The 17,727-nt window shown below is 66.0% G+C and carries 14 protein-coding genes; 4 read left to right on the top strand and 10 right to left on the bottom strand.

What is annotated here, in order from left to right; all coding sequences use genetic code 11:
- Positions 1–13: 13 nt before the first annotated feature.
- The 4 genes from LZC94_29610 to LZC94_29595 all read right to left on the bottom strand — a co-directional run bounded on the left by LZC94_29610 (position 14) and on the right by LZC94_29595 (position 4,199).
- Positions 14–1,153, bottom strand: coding sequence for an alpha/beta fold hydrolase (locus tag LZC94_29610; GenBank protein ID WXB11998.1), 1,140 nt, complete (start codon positions 1,151–1,153; stop codon positions 14–16).
- Between the two features lie 319 nt (positions 1,154–1,472).
- The gene (locus LZC94_29605; protein WXB20267.1) at positions 1,473–2,528 is read right to left on the bottom strand and encodes an alpha/beta hydrolase family protein; all 1,056 of its coding nucleotides are present in this window, start codon (positions 2,526–2,528) and stop codon (positions 1,473–1,475) included.
- Positions 2,529–2,538: 10 nt separating this feature from the next.
- Positions 2,539–3,246, bottom strand: a complete 708-nt coding sequence (locus LZC94_29600) for a hypothetical protein (protein WXB11997.1) — start codon at positions 3,244–3,246, stop codon at positions 2,539–2,541.
- The gene (locus tag LZC94_29595) at positions 3,243–4,199 is read right to left on the bottom strand and encodes a fatty acid desaturase (protein WXB11996.1); all 957 of its coding nucleotides are present in this window, start codon (positions 4,197–4,199) and stop codon (positions 3,243–3,245) included. The genes LZC94_29600 and LZC94_29595 overlap by 4 nt, the downstream gene beginning before the upstream one ends.
- A 439-nt stretch (positions 4,200–4,638) precedes the next feature.
- Here LZC94_29595 and LZC94_29590 point away from each other — a divergent pair, with 439 nt between their 5' ends.
- On the top strand, positions 4,639–6,951 hold the full coding sequence (locus LZC94_29590) for a patatin-like phospholipase domain-containing protein (GenBank protein ID WXB11995.1): 2,313 nt from the start codon (positions 4,639–4,641) through the stop codon (positions 6,949–6,951).
- 8 nt (positions 6,952–6,959) lie between these two features.
- On the opposite strand, the gene LZC94_29585 is transcribed toward LZC94_29590, so the two are convergent.
- Positions 6,960–7,694, bottom strand: a complete 735-nt coding sequence (locus LZC94_29585; GenBank protein ID WXB11994.1) for a DUF4336 domain-containing protein — start codon at positions 7,692–7,694, stop codon at positions 6,960–6,962.
- Between the two features lie 113 nt (positions 7,695–7,807).
- Between LZC94_29585 and LZC94_29580 the strand changes: the two genes are divergently transcribed.
- Positions 7,808–8,281, top strand: coding sequence for a MarR family transcriptional regulator (locus LZC94_29580; GenBank protein WXB11993.1), 474 nt, complete (start codon positions 7,808–7,810; stop codon positions 8,279–8,281).
- On the opposite strand, the gene LZC94_29575 is transcribed toward LZC94_29580, so the two are convergent.
- The 4 genes from LZC94_29575 to LZC94_29560 form a co-directional block, all read right to left on the bottom strand.
- Positions 8,238–9,164: a 1-acyl-sn-glycerol-3-phosphate acyltransferase gene (locus tag LZC94_29575; protein WXB11992.1), complete on the bottom strand. Its 927-nt coding sequence runs from the start codon at positions 9,162–9,164 to the stop codon at positions 8,238–8,240. The genes LZC94_29580 and LZC94_29575 overlap by 44 nt on opposite strands.
- A gap of 246 nt (positions 9,165–9,410) precedes the next feature.
- Positions 9,411–10,646: an MFS transporter gene (locus tag LZC94_29570; GenBank protein WXB11991.1), complete on the bottom strand. Its 1,236-nt coding sequence runs from the start codon at positions 10,644–10,646 to the stop codon at positions 9,411–9,413.
- Positions 10,647–10,739: 93 nt separating this feature from the next.
- Positions 10,740–11,342, bottom strand: coding sequence for a TetR/AcrR family transcriptional regulator (locus LZC94_29565; protein WXB11990.1), 603 nt, complete (start codon positions 11,340–11,342; stop codon positions 10,740–10,742).
- On the bottom strand, positions 11,343–11,771 hold the full coding sequence (locus tag LZC94_29560) for a VOC family protein (protein WXB11989.1): 429 nt from the start codon (positions 11,769–11,771) through the stop codon (positions 11,343–11,345).
- 216 nt (positions 11,772–11,987) lie between these two features.
- On the opposite strand from LZC94_29560, the gene LZC94_29555 reads away from it, so the two are divergent.
- On the top strand, positions 11,988–13,295 hold the full coding sequence (locus LZC94_29555) for a phytase (GenBank protein ID WXB11988.1): 1,308 nt from the start codon (positions 11,988–11,990) through the stop codon (positions 13,293–13,295).
- 4 nt (positions 13,296–13,299) lie between these two features.
- Here the strand turns inward: LZC94_29555 and LZC94_29550 are convergent, their stop codons facing one another.
- Positions 13,300–14,739, bottom strand: a complete 1,440-nt coding sequence (locus LZC94_29550; GenBank protein ID WXB11987.1) for a hypothetical protein — start codon at positions 14,737–14,739, stop codon at positions 13,300–13,302.
- 1,099 nt (positions 14,740–15,838) lie between these two features.
- Here LZC94_29550 and LZC94_29545 point away from each other — a divergent pair.
- Positions 15,839–17,596: a serine/threonine protein kinase gene (locus tag LZC94_29545; GenBank protein WXB11986.1), complete on the top strand. Its 1,758-nt coding sequence runs from the start codon at positions 15,839–15,841 to the stop codon at positions 17,594–17,596.
- Positions 17,597–17,727 lie beyond the last annotated feature (131 nt).

The raw sequence follows: 17,727 nt of genomic DNA, 5'->3' as shown, positions 1-17,727 counted from the left end.
AGCTTCGTGGAGCTTACGGTGTGAAATAAAGGGGCGACGGCGTGACCATCACGCTCTTCGTGTCGACCGGTTTTCCAGCGAGAGCGCGCTTGACGAGCTCGATGACCACGGGGTTGCTCGTCATGCCGAGGTGCTCGGTCATGTCGAACTTGTACCCATCGTAATCTTGGAGGGTCAGGTTGGTGACCTTTTGACCGTCCCCCGCTTTCAAATAGCCGTTCCCGTACGGTGTGACGGCTTCGTCACGGATCGTCACGATGTTCACGTAGTGGACGCCGTCGCAGCAATCGCCGCCCTCGTCCAACTCCGGATGGAGATTGCTCGGCGAGCCGTCGGTCTGCTGAAGCAGCGCCGGGCCGACGAGCGCGTTGGCCGGCGCGCTGAAGATATTTTGAATGCGAAGAAGATTGCAGATCATGTAGGTGAGAGTCGACAGACCCATTGCCGAGCAGCCGTGGTTGCCGGGGGCGACCCCAATCAGCTTGTCGACTTTGTCCTTTCCGCCCAGGTATTTGATGTACCAGCGGGGTAGGATGCCACCGCCTTGGGAGTGGCCCACCAGGTCGACTTTCTTGGCACCGGTCTTGCTCAATACGTCGTCGACGAATCGCGCGAGCTCTTTGGCGGATTCCCGAATGTCCGCAGCGCCGCCGATGACCTTCGGAAGGGTGGGTAGCCCGCCAAAGTTGAGGGCGAAAACCGCAAATCCTGCCGCCTTGATCTCCGGAGACAAGTTCCGGAACGTATTGTAACGGTTGGCCAAGGTGCCGTGGATGAGCACCACGGGGTTCGTTCCGGGCGGAGGCTTTTGGACGCTGCTGGCGGTTTCGACGTAGGCGTCTTGCGCGCCGGGCGGAAGGCGCTCCGGCTGCAGACACGACTCGAAGAAAGCTTGGTTGAACTTCATCAAGGGCGAGAGGAATTTACCCGTCAGCTGCCCCACCGCATCCGCGGCCTGCTGCGCCGTCTGCTGCGCCTGCTGCGCGGCCTGTTGTGCCGTCTGCTGCGCTTGTTGCGCGACCTGTTGTGCCGTCTGCTGCGCCTGTTGCGCGAGGTCCTGCGCGGCCTGCTGCGCCTTTTGCGCGGCCTGTTGCGCAGCATCCAGTGGATTCTTTAGGTCGAATGGCGTCTTCGGTAAATTGATATTGGCCATGTGCTCTGCTCCTTTGGTCGCTGCCCATCGACGACATGATGTCGCATGAACGTCGAACGAAGTTCCGTTCGTTATGGCACTTGGGGTTGCCGTACCGCCTTTCTAGGGGAGATACCGCCCTCCTTCCGCATACCGCGACCAATTCGAAGCCACCGCCCTCTCCCCCCGTTGAACGATTGTTTCCGTCACGTCACATGCCGCGTCGGTTCGACGTCTCGAGCGTGCAATCGGCTCGAGCGGGCCGCGGCCTAATTCGTACTTGCGTCCAGAATTTGGCGTCGCCTGCGGGAAGCGCAAGAGAAAAGCGCCATGGGGCCGGTCACAACGACACGCAATTCGGGCGCTCCGCCACGCTCGGGGTGCCCGGGGTGATGGTGTCTTCCCTTCGCACCACCACCAGCCTATCGATGGCATCGACCGCCGCGCGGCGCAGAGCCACCGTGTGGCGGAGCATGGCGCCCACGTGACCCGTGTCCAGCCATCGAACCTCGCTTCCCTTCCACAGCTCGTGCAGCCTCTGCACTTCCTCCGGGCTCACATAGCCATCGTGGCGCGCGCCCACGATCACCGCGGCCTTCGGACAGCGCGGCACGGGGTGCCGATCGAGATCCGCCGTGGCGAACAGCCGGCGCAGCCTGCCCCGCGCTGCCTCGCGGCCGCCTTCCGTCAGGCCCAGGTGCTCGAAGTCGATCGAGCGGGTGAGCAGCCCGCGCGTAAACGCATATTTCGGCGCGCGCCCCGCGCAGAAGATGGCCACGGCAACCGGGCGCGGGGTGATCGCCGCCGTCAGCGCGGCCATGGCCCCGCCCATGCTGAAGCCCGTCACCCCTAGCCGGGTGTGCCCTTGCTCGGCGAGCGACTCGAGCAGGCCGAGGCTCTCCTTCACCATCGCGAGGTTCATCAACATGTGCTCGCTCACCGTACGGATCGCCGAGCCCCGTTGCCCCGGAGGCCGCCGCAGCCCGTAGAACGGATTTTCGAGCAGGAGCACGCCAATGCCGAAATGCTCCACCAAGGGGCCGAAGAGGCGCAGGCGCACGGCAAACCCTTCTTCGCCGGATCCCGCGAGCGACACATACATGGCCCGAGGGCGCGCAAAGCGCTGCCGCCGCGGCAAGAGCGCGCGCAAGTGCCCGCGGTGCGCGGCATGGGGAAGCTCCGCGATGGGCGACTCGAAGGTGCCGTCGCGGACCACGAAGCCGCGGTACTCCCGCGAGGGGGACCATGCGATCGCCAGGGGCTCGGGCGGCTCCTCCAGCCCCAAGCCCATCAAGAAGCGATCGAGGCGCGCCGAATCGCCCCAGCCGGAGCCGAAGAGAGGACGGCGGGCCATCACCAACGAAAGCAAATAATCGAGCCAGTGCGCGCGCAGCATGATCACCCCGTCAGTCGATGCGGAGGCCGATTCGTAGCATCTCGAGCGTATCTTTCTGATCGGGGCGGCGCGCCACCCCGCGCAGAACGTCCCCGCCGAGCATGAGGTTGAAATTGGAGTTCATGTAGCGGTGGTGCATGAAATGATTGCGCGCCATGGCCCGGCCGTAGCGCGTCCGCAGGAGCAGGGAAATGAGGCGCGGCGCCTTCGCGATGGCGGTGTCGTGCGGCATATGCAAATAGGGATGGAAATAGTTGCTGAACAGGGGTGGCCACGACATCGTAAGAAAGCCGCCGAAGAGCCCCCAAGGCCCGAAGAGCAGATAAATCACGGGCAAGACGGGCACCAGCGGCGCGATGAAGACGAACGCCCCCGTCCCATGCAGCTTGACGGCATAATTCGATTTCATGACGATTTGCCCGTGCGCGCCGCGCTCCATGAGCTCGAGGTCGAGCACCCGGCGCTCTTCGTCCGAGCGGAACTGGGTGACGTGATCCTGCCGGTACGTCCGCAGGTGGTGCACGCTGTGGTGGGAATAGTGCGTTCGAATGAGGTATTTGAACAACCGCGGGTAGTTCTGCCACTTGCGGACGGCGCGGGGACGCGCGTCGGAGATGTAGTGGTGCGCGTACGACTCCACCAACGTCGCGGCGAGATAGCCCAGCGCAGCCCCCAGTACGGTCTGCCCCATCGCGACGGCCATCGCGTGCATGCTCATAGCCCTTTTTCTCCCTGCTGGAGTGAGTAGACTTCGTGCGCGAGCGCGTATGCCCGCACCATCCTCTGCGAATCTTCGTCCCAGAGCTTCAAGGAGGCGCACGCCAGGCTGGCGCGCAAGGTGAGGCGCGGGACCTTCGCGAGCTCGGGGTTGGCCTCGAGGCACTCCCGGAGCCGGTAATTGGGAATCCGGCAGTCGAGGTGATGAATGTGGTGAATCCCGATGTCCGCCGTGAACCATCGCAGGACCGGGGGCAGATCGTAGTGGGAGCTTCCGCGCATCCCCGCCGCCACGAAGTCCCAATCCGTTCGCCGGCGCCAGTAGGTGTCCTCGAACTGGTGCTGCACGTAGAAGAGCCACACGCCCATGGAGGCCGCGAACGCCATGACGGGCACGTGAACCGCGAAGAACGGCGCCGGCTTCACCAGCAGGATCATCCCGAGGACGCACGCGAGGATGGCCGCGTTGGTGACGTGGACGCTCAGGCGCTCCACCTTCCAGTCCTTGGGGATGTAATAGGTCAGGCGCTGCCGCAGCACGAACAAGAGGAAGGGCCCCACGCCGAAGAGCACGAAGGGCGAGCGGTACAGGCGGTAGACCCACTGCCGAAAGGGCGTGAGCTCCATGTACTCCCGCACGGTGAGCATCCGGACATCGCCGAAGCCTCGGCGATCGAGGTTGCTCGACGACGCGTGGTGCACGTAGTGGTAGCGACGCCAACACTGGAACGGCGTCATCGTCAGCACACCCAGCGCGAACCCCACGACCTCGTTGGCCTTGCGCGACGCGAAGAACGAGCCGTGGCCGCAATCGTGCTGGAGGACGAAGAGCCTCACCAGGGACCCGGCCGTGGGGATTGCGACCAGTACGGTCAGCGCGTAGGAGACGCGCAGGCTCGCCCACGCGAGCGCCCACCCCGCGGCGAACACGGCGAGCGACACCACGAGTTGCACCGCGCTCCTCCGCCCATCGGGGTCGCGATATCGAGTCAGCAATGCGCCGTGCATCGGCGGCGCAGATGAACTGCTGCGAAGATTGCTCGAAGCCATGATCCAGGACCCGATCGGTGCGAGTTCATTGGAGTACTTCCGCTCAACTTCCGCTCAACGCGTCGCATTACTTAGATCATACGTGGAGGAACGCAAGTGTTATTAATGGGATATCGCTCGACCGCCGTGACGGATCAACCTCGGGGCGTTCGATTGACAACTTCAAAAATACGAATCCGAACCGTGATCGGAAGGTCGAGCTTCGACGATTGATTTGTTATGTCCGTATTTTAGTTGAATGAGTTCGATATGAATATTTCGTGTACGTTTCGAATGCGCGCCGGGGCTTCGCGCGAAAGGCCCATCCGGTGAAAAAGGCCGGTTCGGGAGGGAGGATGTCTTCATGACGTGCGACGTTGCAAAGACGACCGCCACTTTTTGGGAGGCCGTGGCTTCCTCGCCCGAGGTCGACGAGTGGGTGCGGCTCGAGGAAATCATCGGCATATCGCCGAGTTTTCGCGCGCTCCCCAAACCGCACCTCGAGGCGCTCGCGCGCACCGCGCGGCTCGAGCGCATGGCGTCCGATCGCCTCGTCGCGCGCGACGGCGAGCGCGCCGATCGTTTCGTTCTCATCCTCAAGGGCGAGGTCGACGCGTTTTGGGGCGAAGGGCTGCGCGAGGTTTTCCGCAGCCTCGGGCGCGGCGACGTCTTTGGCGCCGGGTTGATCCTCGGCGAGCCGCACGTTTATTCGTACGGCACCCGGCGCGACACCGCCGTCGCCGTGTGGGACGACGACGCGCTGCTTCGCGCCGAGCTCGCAGCGCCGGGCTTGCGGCCGGAGCTCGCCATCCGCCTCTCGAAGGACAAGAGGTTGCGCGAGCTCGACGAGCTGGTGCAGCACGCACCCTTGTTCCGAAACTCCACGTCGGCCCTTCGTCAGCGGCTCCTCGCCGAGGCGACCTTGCTGCGCTTCGCGGCCGGAACCTTCCTGTATCGGCAGGGGGAGCCCTCGGAGTATGGCTACCTGGTCGTGCGCGGCGAGGTGGAGCTGACGCAACATGTCGCCGCGGGCGGCGCGCGCGAGCGCACCGTGCTCCTCGAGCGCGGCGTGTCGTTCGGGGAGATGGACCTCCTCGCCAAGACCGCGCGCACCGAGTCGGCCGAGGCCACGTACGAGACGGAGGTGCTGGCCATCGCGCGCACGGATCTCGAAGCGCTCCGCCGCGCGTGCGGTTCCGTGCGGCGGGCGCTCGGCACGCGGGCGAACGCTACGCAGGCGAACGCTACGCAGGCGAACGGTACGCAGGCGAACGGCGTGCATGCGTATGGCGCGCCGCCTTTGCCCCAAGATTGCATCCTGGTCGCGGGCCACGTTCCGTACTCCATGCGGCAGGTGGCGGCGCTCCTTCCGGACGCCTTCGCCGCGCGGGGCGAGAAGCGCGCGGCCTTGCTCGAGATCGCCCCCGAGGGTCACCCGCTCGCGGCGCGAGACGGCGTTCTGGCGCTGCCCGACGATCCCACCCGCGCCCTGCGCGCGCTCGACGAGCGCACGCAGCGTCTGGGCGCGCGCTATTGCATCCTCTACACGCAGATGGAGCGCGCCATCGACTGGCTCGCCAGGCCCTCGTGGGACGCGATCATCGCCGAGCGCATCTCGTCGTCGGTCTACTTCACGAGCGATCCGCGCCGCTCGTTCCCGCTCGAGACGCCGAAGCTCGCGCCCGCGCAGTACGTCGAGCTCCGGCCGCAGCACCGCGCCGGCGAGACCAACATGGTCCGGGACGGCGCCATGCGTTTGCTCGTCGACCCAGCGCACGGCGCGGATCTGCGCTACGGCGCCCTCCCGTCGGAGGGCCGGCGCGCGCTGCAGCGCCTCACGCGAACGATCGCGCGCCAGAGCGTGGGCCTGGCGCTCGGGGGCGGCTCGGCGTGGTGCTATGCGCACGTGGCGCTCTTGCGCGCGTTCCACGAGGAGGGGATCCCCATCGATATCCTGGCGGGGATCAGCGTGGGCAGCATGGTCGCGTGCGCGTACGCGAGCCGCGGGCTCGAGGGGCTCGACAACCTCGTCGCCCTCCGGCGCGAGAGCGCCTTTTGTTTTGCGTTCTTCCCGGTGACGCGAAGGCCCCTCGCGCGCTTCATCGCCAAGAACCTGCTCGAGCATCGCTACTTGCAAGACATGCCGCTGCGGGTGGTCACGGTGGCCACGGACATCCAGACCGGCCGCGCGCGCATCTTTCGCCATGGCCCCGCCATCGACGCCATGTTCGCGAGCACCGCGTGCCCGGCCGTGTTCCCTCCGCACATCCTCGCCGACGGCGTTCGCTGCGTGGACGGGGGCGTCGCCAACAACGTGCCGGTGAACGCCCTCGTGCGCGAAGGGGCCGACTTCATCGTGGCCTCCAACGTGATCCCCAGCCCGTGCCAGCTCGCGCGCGAGACGCACGCCCGCGAGGCCACCCGCATCTTCTCGCAGCTCTCGCCCATCCGCCGCGCGCAGGATGGTTTTCGCGCGATGCTCTTCATGATGCGCGAGGCGGGCACCCGCGAGTCACGCGGCGCCCATATCACCTTCAACCCGTCCCTGGAGAAGTTCGGTATCGCCGATTACCTCGAGGCCGACAAAATCGTCGAGCACGTGCGGCCGGAGCTGCCTCCCTTCATCGCCCAGGTGAAGGAGCGCTACCAGGCATTCTGCCGCAGCAGCCACGCGTGACCGGGTCGCTATCCCGTGGTGCGGGCCGAGAGCGGCGGGCTCGGTAGGTGCCGCATCCACGTGAGCGCGGTCGCGAGCTCTTCGCGGGCGTTCGCCTCGACCACATCGCCGTGCGCCATCACCAGGCGATCGAAATCCCAGCGCAGCACGTCTTCGGCGCTCTGGGCGGCGGCCGCGCGGTCCTTGACGAGCAGACGCCATACGCGGCTCTGCGCCAGCTTCTTCCACGCCGAGACGATGCGAAGAAAGAGCGGCAGCGAAAACCCCGGCGCCGCGTGCACATTGAACACCAGATCCGAAACGACCAGGGTGCGCGAGCCCGGATGAAAAAAGACGTGCTCCGCCAAGGATGGCGCGCCGTCGATGCGGCGCACGGCCATCTCGCCGTCGAACAGCGGCCCCTCCGAGGGGAGCGCCTCGAAGCGCACGCCCTCGCCGAGCTTGCGCTCGAGCCCCGGCGCGCCGAGCACGCGCGCGTTCGGCCATCGTTCGCAAGCGCCCTTCAAGAAGAGATGGTGCATGCAGTTGGGCGCCACGATCCATTCGACCTTCCCGAGGCGCGCGATGCCGCGCGCGGTCTCGTCGTCGATCGCCAGCGGCGAGTGCAACACGAGCTTGCTCTCGCCGCTTTGCCCGCCCTTGGAGAGGCGCACGATGGTCGCGCGCGCCGGCATCTGCATCCCGCCCCCGAGCCGGATCGTGTCCTCCAAGGTCCACAAGACGTCCGTGATCATGTGAAGCATGTTCGTTCCTCCGTGATGCATATAGTCAAGCATGCCTGACTAAATTGTCAAGGAGGCCTGACTAGGATGTCAAGGGCGCTTGACCATCTGGCGCGCCCATCGTAAGCAAGGCAATGCCCGACGACGCCTACCGTCACAAGCTCGAGGCGGAGAAAGCACGGTCCACGGTGCAGCTGCTCTTCAAGGCCGCGCGCTTGCTCAACGAGCGCGCCATCGCCAGGGTTCGCGAGCGCTCGGGTCAGCCGGTGCGGGTGGCGCACACCGCGCTGTTTCCGCATATCGACCTGGAGGGCACGCGCCTTACGGAAATCGCAAAACGGCTGGGGGTGACGAAGCAAGCGGCCGGTCAGCTCGTCGATGAGCTGGTCGCGCTTGGCATGCTGGAGCGCGTACCGGATCCCGAGGACGCGCGCGCCAAGCTGGTGCGCTTCAGCAAGCGCGGTCAGCGCGCCTTGCTCGACGGCCTCGGCGTGCTCTCCGAAATCGGCAGCGAGATGCGCGCCCTGGTCGGTGCATCGCGCATGACCGCCTTGCACGAAGCGCTCACCGCGATTGTCGAAGCGGAGACGGCGGCGGAGGAGAAATAGAGGGCGACGAAGAGGCCTCCGGCGCCGCCATCGGAGAAGCCGAACGAGAAAATGCGAACAGCGGAGGGCGGACCCTTCGCGAGGACGGACCGGACCCCGACGAGCTGGATGCGGGCCCCGACGCGGATTCGAGCGGAGGTGCAGGTGCGATGGCCCGCTGAAGACGAGGCGGGCCATAGTTGGCCAAGCGGCGGATCATCTTCGAGAAGCGCACCAGCTTATGGTCCGCCGTTTCGCGATCCAATGTCAGCTGAAGTCGCGCCCGAATGCCGAGGGCGAGCTCCCGTGCGCGCTCGCGCCGCGCCTCGAAATCACCGCCCTCGGGGCCGAGATCCGAGCGGGAGATGTACACGGGCTCGTGAAAGACGAACTTCCATTTCGCGGGGAGCGGTATCGGCGTAAGCGGCAAAGGCAAAATCGTGCCGATGTACCGCCTCAGAAAGGGGAGCCCCGAAATGGCAGGGAGGGACTCCTCGGCGCCGATGATGGCCAAGGGCACGATGGCCGCGCCGCGCAGGGCCGCGAGGTGGATGAAGCTCGTCCGCCAAGGCCGCATTTGATAGGCGTGTAAAAACGATTTGCAGTTGCCCTCGGGCCCCTCCGGATAGATGCATAGCGCATCGATTTCCGGTGGCATCGCCTCCGGCGTTTTTAGCCAGGATGCGGGAAATCCCCCGATTCGCTCGAAGAAGAGCCCGAGCTTCGGGGTCCGCAGCAGCTGATCGACCACCGCGGCCCATGGGAGCCGGTCCAGGCCGAGGTGGTCCGCGATGGCGAGCGCGCCGACGAGCGTATCGAGGGTGAACCACCCGGAGTGATTGGGCACGTAAATGATTGGACCGCGGCGGGGCACGTGCTCGATGCCCTCGACCTGGATGGACATATGCCCAATTTTGATGAGCGCCCGAAGCGTAGGAAATACCCTATCGGTCCACACCCTGAAGTCCCGCCGTGGCAACGGGCCCAACATGGGCTTTCCGCCATCCACATGACCGGTAGATATATGGGCCACGCTCGTCACGATTCGCTCCTCCCCTCACTCGTGGAGGAGTTATAGCCGAATCCAGGCGGTTGGTTCCAACGCTATCGCGGTGGCGCCAAGCTGTTTCCTATTGCCGTTATCTCGACATCATCGCGCGGCCGAGCCGATGCTCGCCATGTACGCCTCGGCATCGTAGCGCGCGAAGCGCGGCAGGAAATAGAGACACACGGCGACGCCTGCGATGCACAGAAGGCCGCCCGAGAGGATCGAGCCGCGCAGCCCGAAGAGCGCGGCCGCGGCCCCGGCTTCGGCATTCCCCAACAGCGGGCCGCTCGAGTAGCTCACCAGCTCGATGGATGCGAGCCGGCCGCGCAGATGATCGGGAATGGTCTCGTTCCAAATGCGCCCGCGGAACAAACCGCTCACCATATCGGCCGCACCGGCGGCCGCGAGGAAGAACAGCACCAGCCCCAGGCGGTCCGTCAACGCCACGCAGGCGATGGCCAATCCCCACACCGAGGCCGCGATGCCGATCGCCAAGCCATGGCGCCGGATGGATCGCGTCCAGCCGCTGGTGACGGTGGCGACGAACGCACCGGCCGACGGCGCCGCGTACAGCCAGCCGATGCCGCTCCCCCAGCCATGCGCTTCGGCGAGCGCGGGGAAGAGCGCGGTCGGCATGCCGAAGACCACCGCGACGATATCGACGATGTACGTGCCGAGCAGCTCTTGCCGGCTGGCGGCATAACGAAAGCCCTCGATGACCCGGGCAAAGCTCGGCGGCGCCGCCTCGGCGGGGACGGGGATCCCGCGCATCATGGCCAGCGCGCCCAGCGAGATCACGAAGGTGGCCACGTCGACCCCGAAGGTCCACGGCAAGCCCGCGTGCGCGAGGAGCAGCCCGCCGAGCGCAGGTCCGCCGATCATCCCCACGGTGTGGTGGAGCGAGGACAAGGCCACGACCCCGCCGATCTCCTCCGGCGGCACGAGCCGCGGGGAGAGCGCCTCCAGCGCCGGCCGGTGAAACCCGTTGAGCGCCGACATGATGGCGGCGATTCCATACAGCGCCCACACGCTCGGCTCCGGGAGCAGGGCGTTGATCACCAGGCCCAGCGCCGCCAAGGTCAGGAGCGACTCGGCCCCCAAGAGCAGCTTGCGCCGGTCCATCGAATCGGCGAACGCGCCCCCGATGAACGCCGTGGAGAGCAGCGCCACCAGCTCGACCACCCCGACCGACCCCACCGCCAACGACGAGTGGGTCAATTGGTACATCTGATACGGCAGCGCGACATACGTGATCATGCTGCCGAAGAACGAAACGAACTGACCTACGAAGAGCAGTCGAAAATCGCGTCGGCGCAGCGGACGAAAGTCGAACGACATACGGAGACGGGATTGTTTAGAGCATGAAATGGCGGCTGGGAAGGCCCCGCGTCCACGCAAATGTTTCGTGCGGCCCGCGCGGGCGCGCCGGGCTCATAACCACTTTCGCATCAGGTGTCGCAGCGCGCCCAAATGCCGCTCGCGATCGCCACCGGCATCGATGGCGTCTCCCGCCGCATGCCAGGCGCCGAAGAGGAGCGAGGCGGTGGCCTGGGGATCGTCGACGTCGAAGGCCCCATCGCGCGCCCCTTGCTCCAAGAGCTGCGCCAGCAGCGCGACGGCGGGGCTGTTCGTACCGGCCTGCCGAAACGCCGCGGGGCCGTGGAAAATGGCCTGATGCAGGGGGCCCATCGCCACCAGCGCGTCGACGAAGCGTGCGGCCTCTAGGTCGAGGAACGCGTGCCATGTGCTCTTCTTGTTGCGCGCGGCGCGGGCCAGGACATCTTCCTTCCAGCCCGCGGCGAAGTGATCGCGAATGGCCAGGACCAGCTCGTCCCAATTGTCGAAATACAGGTAGAACGTGCCCTTGGCCGCACCGGCAGCCGCCGTGACATCGGCGATGGTGGGGCTCGCGTCACCCCGCTCCCGCATCAACCGGATGGCCACCTCGATCAGCTCGGCCCGCCGCGCGTCCGGCAAAAGACGGCGGCGCGGCGGCGTCTTGGGCGAGGCTTTCGAGGCGGTCTTCGGGGGCATTCACCCGAACATCGCACGCAGGTGCGGGGCGAGGCCATAGAGCTGAAGGAGGTATCCGTCCCGATCGCGCAGAAACACGGATGGAAAGCCCGGTACCATCTCGACCGCCCCCACGAAGGTGCCGCCGGCGGCGATGCAGCGATCGGCGACTTGTTTCACCGCCAGGTGATCCTGCACCTCGAAGCCCAGATGATCGACGCCGCCCATCTCGCCGGGGCGTCCGATGGGGATGCCCTCGATTTCCGTGGGCACCTCGGGCTCGGACAACGTCAGAATGTCGCGCGCGCCGGGCGACGTCATCACGGCCATGTGGCCCCTGTCCTGCGAGGTAAAGCGCCGCATCCCCAGGCCCTGCTCGTAAAAGGTGGCCGCGCGATCCACGTGCGCGACACGGAGCGCGAGGTGCCGGATCCCAAAGTGAACGTCCATGGCTGGTCCTCCTTACTGACCGATGGTCATTAACTAATGACCGTTGGTCATTAGGTCAAGGTGTCGGGCGATGTCGTGCCGCACGAGCCGCTCCCGTGAGCCGCTCCCGTGAGACCGGGGCTCGCCGGGATCGCACGCTCCGTTCACCAGAACGGAACCTTTTCGCCATACCGTCCGAGGTACAAGACTCGCGCGGAAACCCCCGGAGACGATGCCATGAAACTTCGACCGTGCTTCCTCGTTTGCACCGCCATGGCGCTCCTGCTCGGCGCGTGCAGCTCGGAGCCACCGAGCGCCGCCGTCGAAACACCGCGCGAGGGCGAGCCGGCGGACATGGATGATCCGGCCGTGTGGGTGCATCCGACGAACCGCGCCAAGTCGCTCATCGTGGCGGCGGCGAAGAAGGGCGGCCTGCGCGTCTACGACCTCTCGGGGCGATTGGTGAAGAGCTACCCCAGCGCGGTCGGCGCCGAGGGCGAGCCCATCAACCGTTACAACAATGTCGATGTGCAATACGACTTCGATATGGGCGGCGGTGTTCGAATCGACGTGGCCGTCGCCTCCGATCGCCTCCAGGACTCCTTGCGCATCTGGAAGATCGACCCCCAAGCCGCGGGCGGGCCCTTGGTCGACATCACCGATCCCTCGCTCGCGCGGCTGTTCCCGACCCGCCCGGATCCTGCGGATCGCGAGCACCAGACGGTCGATAACCCCAATAACGGCAAGAACACCGCCTACGGCTTGACCCTCTACCGCGACAAGGGCCGGGACGAGCTCCATGCGCTGGTGAATCAAAACAACGAGGCGGTGATCGCCCAATTCGAGCTCACCGCTGTCCCCGGCGGCCGCATCGGCGCCACCTTCGTGCGAAGGTGGTTGTTCCCTTACATTTACGAGGACCAAGATCTCACCCAGGAGAACGAGGCCGATCCCACCAAAGATTTCAGCCCTCAGTTCGAGGGTATGGCCGTCGACCAGCAGACGGGCATCCTCTACGCCGGGCAGGAAGACGTGGGCATCTGGCGCATCGATCTCCAGACCGGCGCCGCCGAGACGCGCCCGTTCTACGAGACCACCGCGTTCGATCCGCAGAGCACGATCGCGCGCGACGTGGAGGGCCTGAGCATCTATTACGCCTCCGGCGGCGAGGGGTATTTGATCGCCTCCAGCCAGGGAAGAGCGCATGGAGAGCCCCCGCGCGCGCCGCAGCCGGGGCTGGACGACACCTTCGCCGTGTTCGCGCGCGAGGGGAAAAATGCGTACCTGGGCAGCTTCTCCATCGGGGCCAACCCGGCGCGCGGCATCGACGCCGTGCAGGAGTGCGACGGCGCCGAGGTCTCGAATGTCGCGCTACCGGGTTTTCCCTTTGGCGTCTTGATCGTGCAAGACGGCTACGACGACGATCTCGACGGGCTCTCCGGCGAGCCAAAGGCCACCAATTTGAAGCTCGTCCCCTGGCAGCACATCGCCGGCCCGAACGAGCTCGCGATCGACACCGGCTACGATCCGCGCGCGCAGCGGTGATCCGCTACTCCGAGAAGCCGACGCCCGACGCCAGGCCGGCCTCGTGGAATCGCTTGTATTTTACATGGTTCGGATCGTTTCCGAAGTAGGCGAGGGCCGCGCCATCCATACCGCTCCACGTGCGCGGCGCCGAGGTGCTGCGGAGCTTCTCGTAGACGCCGAAGATTTCGCTCATGGATAGCGCGTTCGGTGCGCTGCCGCCGTGGAGGGCGGTCAGGAAGACGAGCAGATCCCACTCGCTGCTCTTGTTGGCCAGCGGGCAGTGGTTGGGGATCCACTTCACGGGGGTGAGCGCGTTGGTCACGAAGGGAGGCCGGTGCGTGATCCCGTCGTCCGTGCGCACCTCTTTGTAATATGCAAACACGGGATCGTCGCGCGTGCGTTCGTTGAACGTGCGCTGCGCGAAGAAGTGGGCCCACCCTTCGATCTCCGCCGTCCACCAGGCGTGGCGCGACTGCAAACAATGCAGCTTGTTGGCGGCCTCCACGAAATCGCACTTGCACGCGGCGGGGGCCGAGGCGGCCGGCGGATAATCGCCGCCCCCGGAGAGCATCCAGCTCGCCTGGTGCGTTTGCATCTGGTGCCCGAGCTCGTGCGCGATCACGTACTTCACGGTGGTCATATCGTGGTGATCGGCCGCTTGGCTCAAACCAAAGTACGCCGTGCTCCCGCCGCACGCCTCGTCCCAGTTGTACCAGACCACGCCGGTGCTCGGATCTTTGTAATAAGGACAGCCGCTGTTGGCATAAATGGTATACGTGTCGTTCGATTTGAGGCCGCGATCGGGGGTGGCCAGCACCTGCCCGGCCACCGACGCGACGCGCGACGACGGCGTCTCCGGGCCCGCGGGGACGTCCACCCGCCGCACGTCGCGGGTGACGTTCTGCACCGTGAAGCTGGTCATCACCGAATCGTTGCTCTCGCACCATCGCTTGGGCGGGTTGGAGATGCGCGTGGGCGTGCAGCTCTTACCCGGCGTAGGCTCGAACACCTTGTAGATATCGTAGGTGGTGGTGCCCGAGACCAGCTTGGTGGTGACCGTGAACGAATAGGCGCCGGGCGCCACGGAGAGGGTGGGCGTACAGCCCTGGATATCCAGCGCGCCCTTCCATACGGCGCCCGCCGAGCCGCTCACGGTCGCCGAGGCAAAGCGCGCAGGGTGCGGATCGCGAACCCAGCGATCGATCGCGCGCCCCTCGGCTCGAAGGCGCTCGACGTGCCCCTCGTCCACGTAATCCTCCCCCAGGTGCGTATCGGAGAACGAGCCGCTCCACTTCGTGCAAAGTACAATCGACGTTCGCTCCGCGGCCGGGCCGAGGGGAGCCGTACCTTGCAGCTCCAGGGGCGCGCTTCCGCCAGCGCCGCCGCCGTCCTCGCGCGAATCGGGCGGTAGCAAAATGGGATCGCCCACGACGATATCGCCCGCCGTGGCAGAGGGGGGCATCGGACCCGATGAACGGCGCCGCGCCCGACGCGGCCTGCGCCGGCCCATACGAATCGCGCGCGGACGCATAGGCGATCGCGCGATCCGGCGAAAATGCGATTTGCAATCCCGTGGAGTGAACGGCCTTCGCGAGGCCCTGCTCCGAGAGCAGCGCCACGAGCTGCACATCGGCGGCCGCTCCGACATGGGGCACGGGGATGGCGCTCGTTGGAATGGCGAGCAGCTCGGTGCCGCTCGCCGGGAGCACCACATGGCGGAGATAGTGGTCGATCGTGCGGCCGCGAACGCGCGCCGTGACCAATACGTCGACGTCGACCGCGAAGGGGCGCGTGTTGGTGATATGGGCGGCGAACGCATCGCGGCGCGCGATGAGCGGCGCCGAGGCATCTTCATTCCATTCGAGGACGAGCGGGCCCGCGCTCGATCCTTCGTGCAAAGGCAATATACCGACGCTCTCGTTCGTCTCCGGCGAGGGCGGCGAATCATCGCGCGGCATTTCGGTGGAGCATCCGAAAATCATGGCGCCGGCCGTTGCGAGAGCCGTGCGCGCGAGTCTACCCACGAGTCTTTGGTTCATGGTCCCTCCAGACGCGGCGCGACGATAACAACGGGCCATGACCTCGTCGAAGGACGTTTGCGTCTTGTGCCGAGAACGGTCCCGGAGCGCCGAATTCGGCATGCTTGCGCGCGCCGCTCGAGCCGAGCAATCGCGGGCCGCCGCGGGCTGGGCTACTTACCGTTCAGTCTGGTGAGAAGAGTGCGGCGCATATCGAGATATCGTATGGCCCATGACGACCCATTTAAGGAAGCAAGCACGAAATGCTAGCCCCCCTCCGGCGCAACCGCGGAGCGTGGCGCGATGCGCTATCGACATCTGCGGCCATTTTCGCGCGATGACCGCGCCTTACACCACCAGAATTTGTGATCGTGTGTGGCCAATACCATGTACACGGCAAAAATATTTGTACTCGGATGGCTGTGATAGGCCATCTAGCAGAAGGGGTTCATGCTACCATCGGTCCTGCTTTGGGGTGCGATGAGTAGACAGATGGAGAGTTTTACGAGGGAGTCCACGGCAACGGGGCCTACGCCCTCGCACGTGACGATTCCCGGCTCGGCCGTCATGTCCAACAACGCGGGCAATGCGGGACGCTATCGGCTCATCTTCGAGCTGGGCCGCGGTGGTATGGCGGATGTCATTCTCGCGGTCATTCAAGGGCCCGGCGGCTTCAATAAGCTGCAGGTATTGAAGTTCCTGCGCGAGGAGATGGCGCGAGACCCCGAGTTCTGCACCATGTTCCTCGACGAGGCCCGGCTCTCGGCGCGGATCAACCATCCGAACGTGGCCCAAACGAACGAGGTCGGGTTCGATGGCAAACGGTACTTCTTCGCGATGGAGTACCTCGAAGGCCACAGCCTCGACGAGCTCCTCCACCGGCTCCCGGCCAACAAGCGCCCGTTGCCGATCATGCTGCGCATCCTCGCCGATGCGTGCGCGGGGCTCCACTTCGCCCACGAGCTCAAAGATTTCGATGGCACGCCGCTCAACGTGATCCATCGCGACGTGTCGCCGCAGAACATCTTCGTCACCTACGACGGCGCCGTCAAACTGCTCGACTTCGGCATCGCCAAGGCGAGCGACTCCAAGAGCCAAACCGAGGCTGGCACCATCAAGGGCAAGATCGGGTACATGGCGCCCGAGCAGCTCATCTCGCCGAACCAGATCGATCGGCGCGCCGATATCTTTTCGGTGGGTGCCATTCTGTGGCGGGTCATCAACGGCAAACGATTGTGGTCGGGCGCGACCGAGATGGAAGTGCTCCAGCGCCTGGCCGCGCGCGAGATCCCCGCGCCGGTGCCGCTGCCCGGAACGCCGGAGGAGCTCGTTCGTATCTGTAAGAAGGCCATGGCCGTCGACGTCGAGCAGCGCTATGCGACGGCCGCCGCGCTGCACTCGGATCTCGAGGATCTGCTCACCACCTTGGGCGGATGCAAATACACCGATGTCTCGGGCCTCGTGAGCCGCATCTTCGCCGATCGGCGCAGAGAGGTGCGCGCGGCCATCGACGCGCGCTTGTCGGCGCCGCCGCCCTCGACCACGGGGACCACGCACATCGTGCCACTTCCGCGGCTGGAGCCCGCGAGCGCGATCATCGAAACGGAGAGCAACCGCTCCGTGTCGTCGTCATTGCTCACGCCACCGCCGCCGCGTGGGTTTCGCGCTAATTGGGGTGTCGTGGGGGCAGGGGTGATGGTGGCGTTGGGTTTGGTGGCGGCGGCGTTCGTCGCGCGCGCGCCCTCCGCGCCGGCCGTGGCCACATCGATCGCTCCTGTCGCGTCTGCCGCGTCGGGCGTGGGACCTGGGGCCGGAGCCGCTGCAGGGGGATCGCCCGTGCAGACACCCGCCGAGGCGAAACAAGAGCTCGAGACCGAGATTACGTTCGATCTCTCTCCGACCAACGCGCAAGTCTTCCTCGACGATAAGCTTATTACCAGTGCTTCCGGCAAGCCGCCGCATGGCATCTTTCCGAGGGATGGGCGCGATCACACCGCGCGCGTCGAATCCGACGGATTCGTGACCAAGACGATGGCGGTGTCGTTTCGCGCGGCCAGCGTTCATGTCGAGGTGAGCCTGGAGAAAGAGCGCCGCGCGCCCGCGCCACAATGGCGTCCTCCGGCCCCGAGGGCGCACGCGTCGCCGCCCCCGCCGCCCGTGACCGCGACGCAACCCGCCCCGCCGCCCGCTGCATCGCCGCCGGCGCCTGCCGCATCGCCGCCTGCTGCTCCCGCCCCGCCGCCCGCGCAGGGGGGAAATCGGGGCAAAGCGCTCGATAAAGAAGATCCCTGGAAGAAGTAGTCACCGTCCTTCGCCCCCAAACGTACATCGGTTGGGGGCGTCGGCCATGAAATCACCCGAACTCGCGCCGCTCGACGACAACCCGTCATATCGCGTTTCTTCACTTTAGTAAGCAGGTATGGGGATATGGG

The organism is Sorangiineae bacterium MSr11954 (genome assembly GCA_037157815.1).
GTDB classification, from domain to species: Bacteria; Myxococcota_A; Polyangia; order Polyangiales; family Polyangiaceae; genus Pendulispora; species Pendulispora albinea.
The sequence above is the reverse complement of the archived record's forward strand: the minus strand, read 5'-3'. Positions and strand labels throughout refer to the sequence as shown.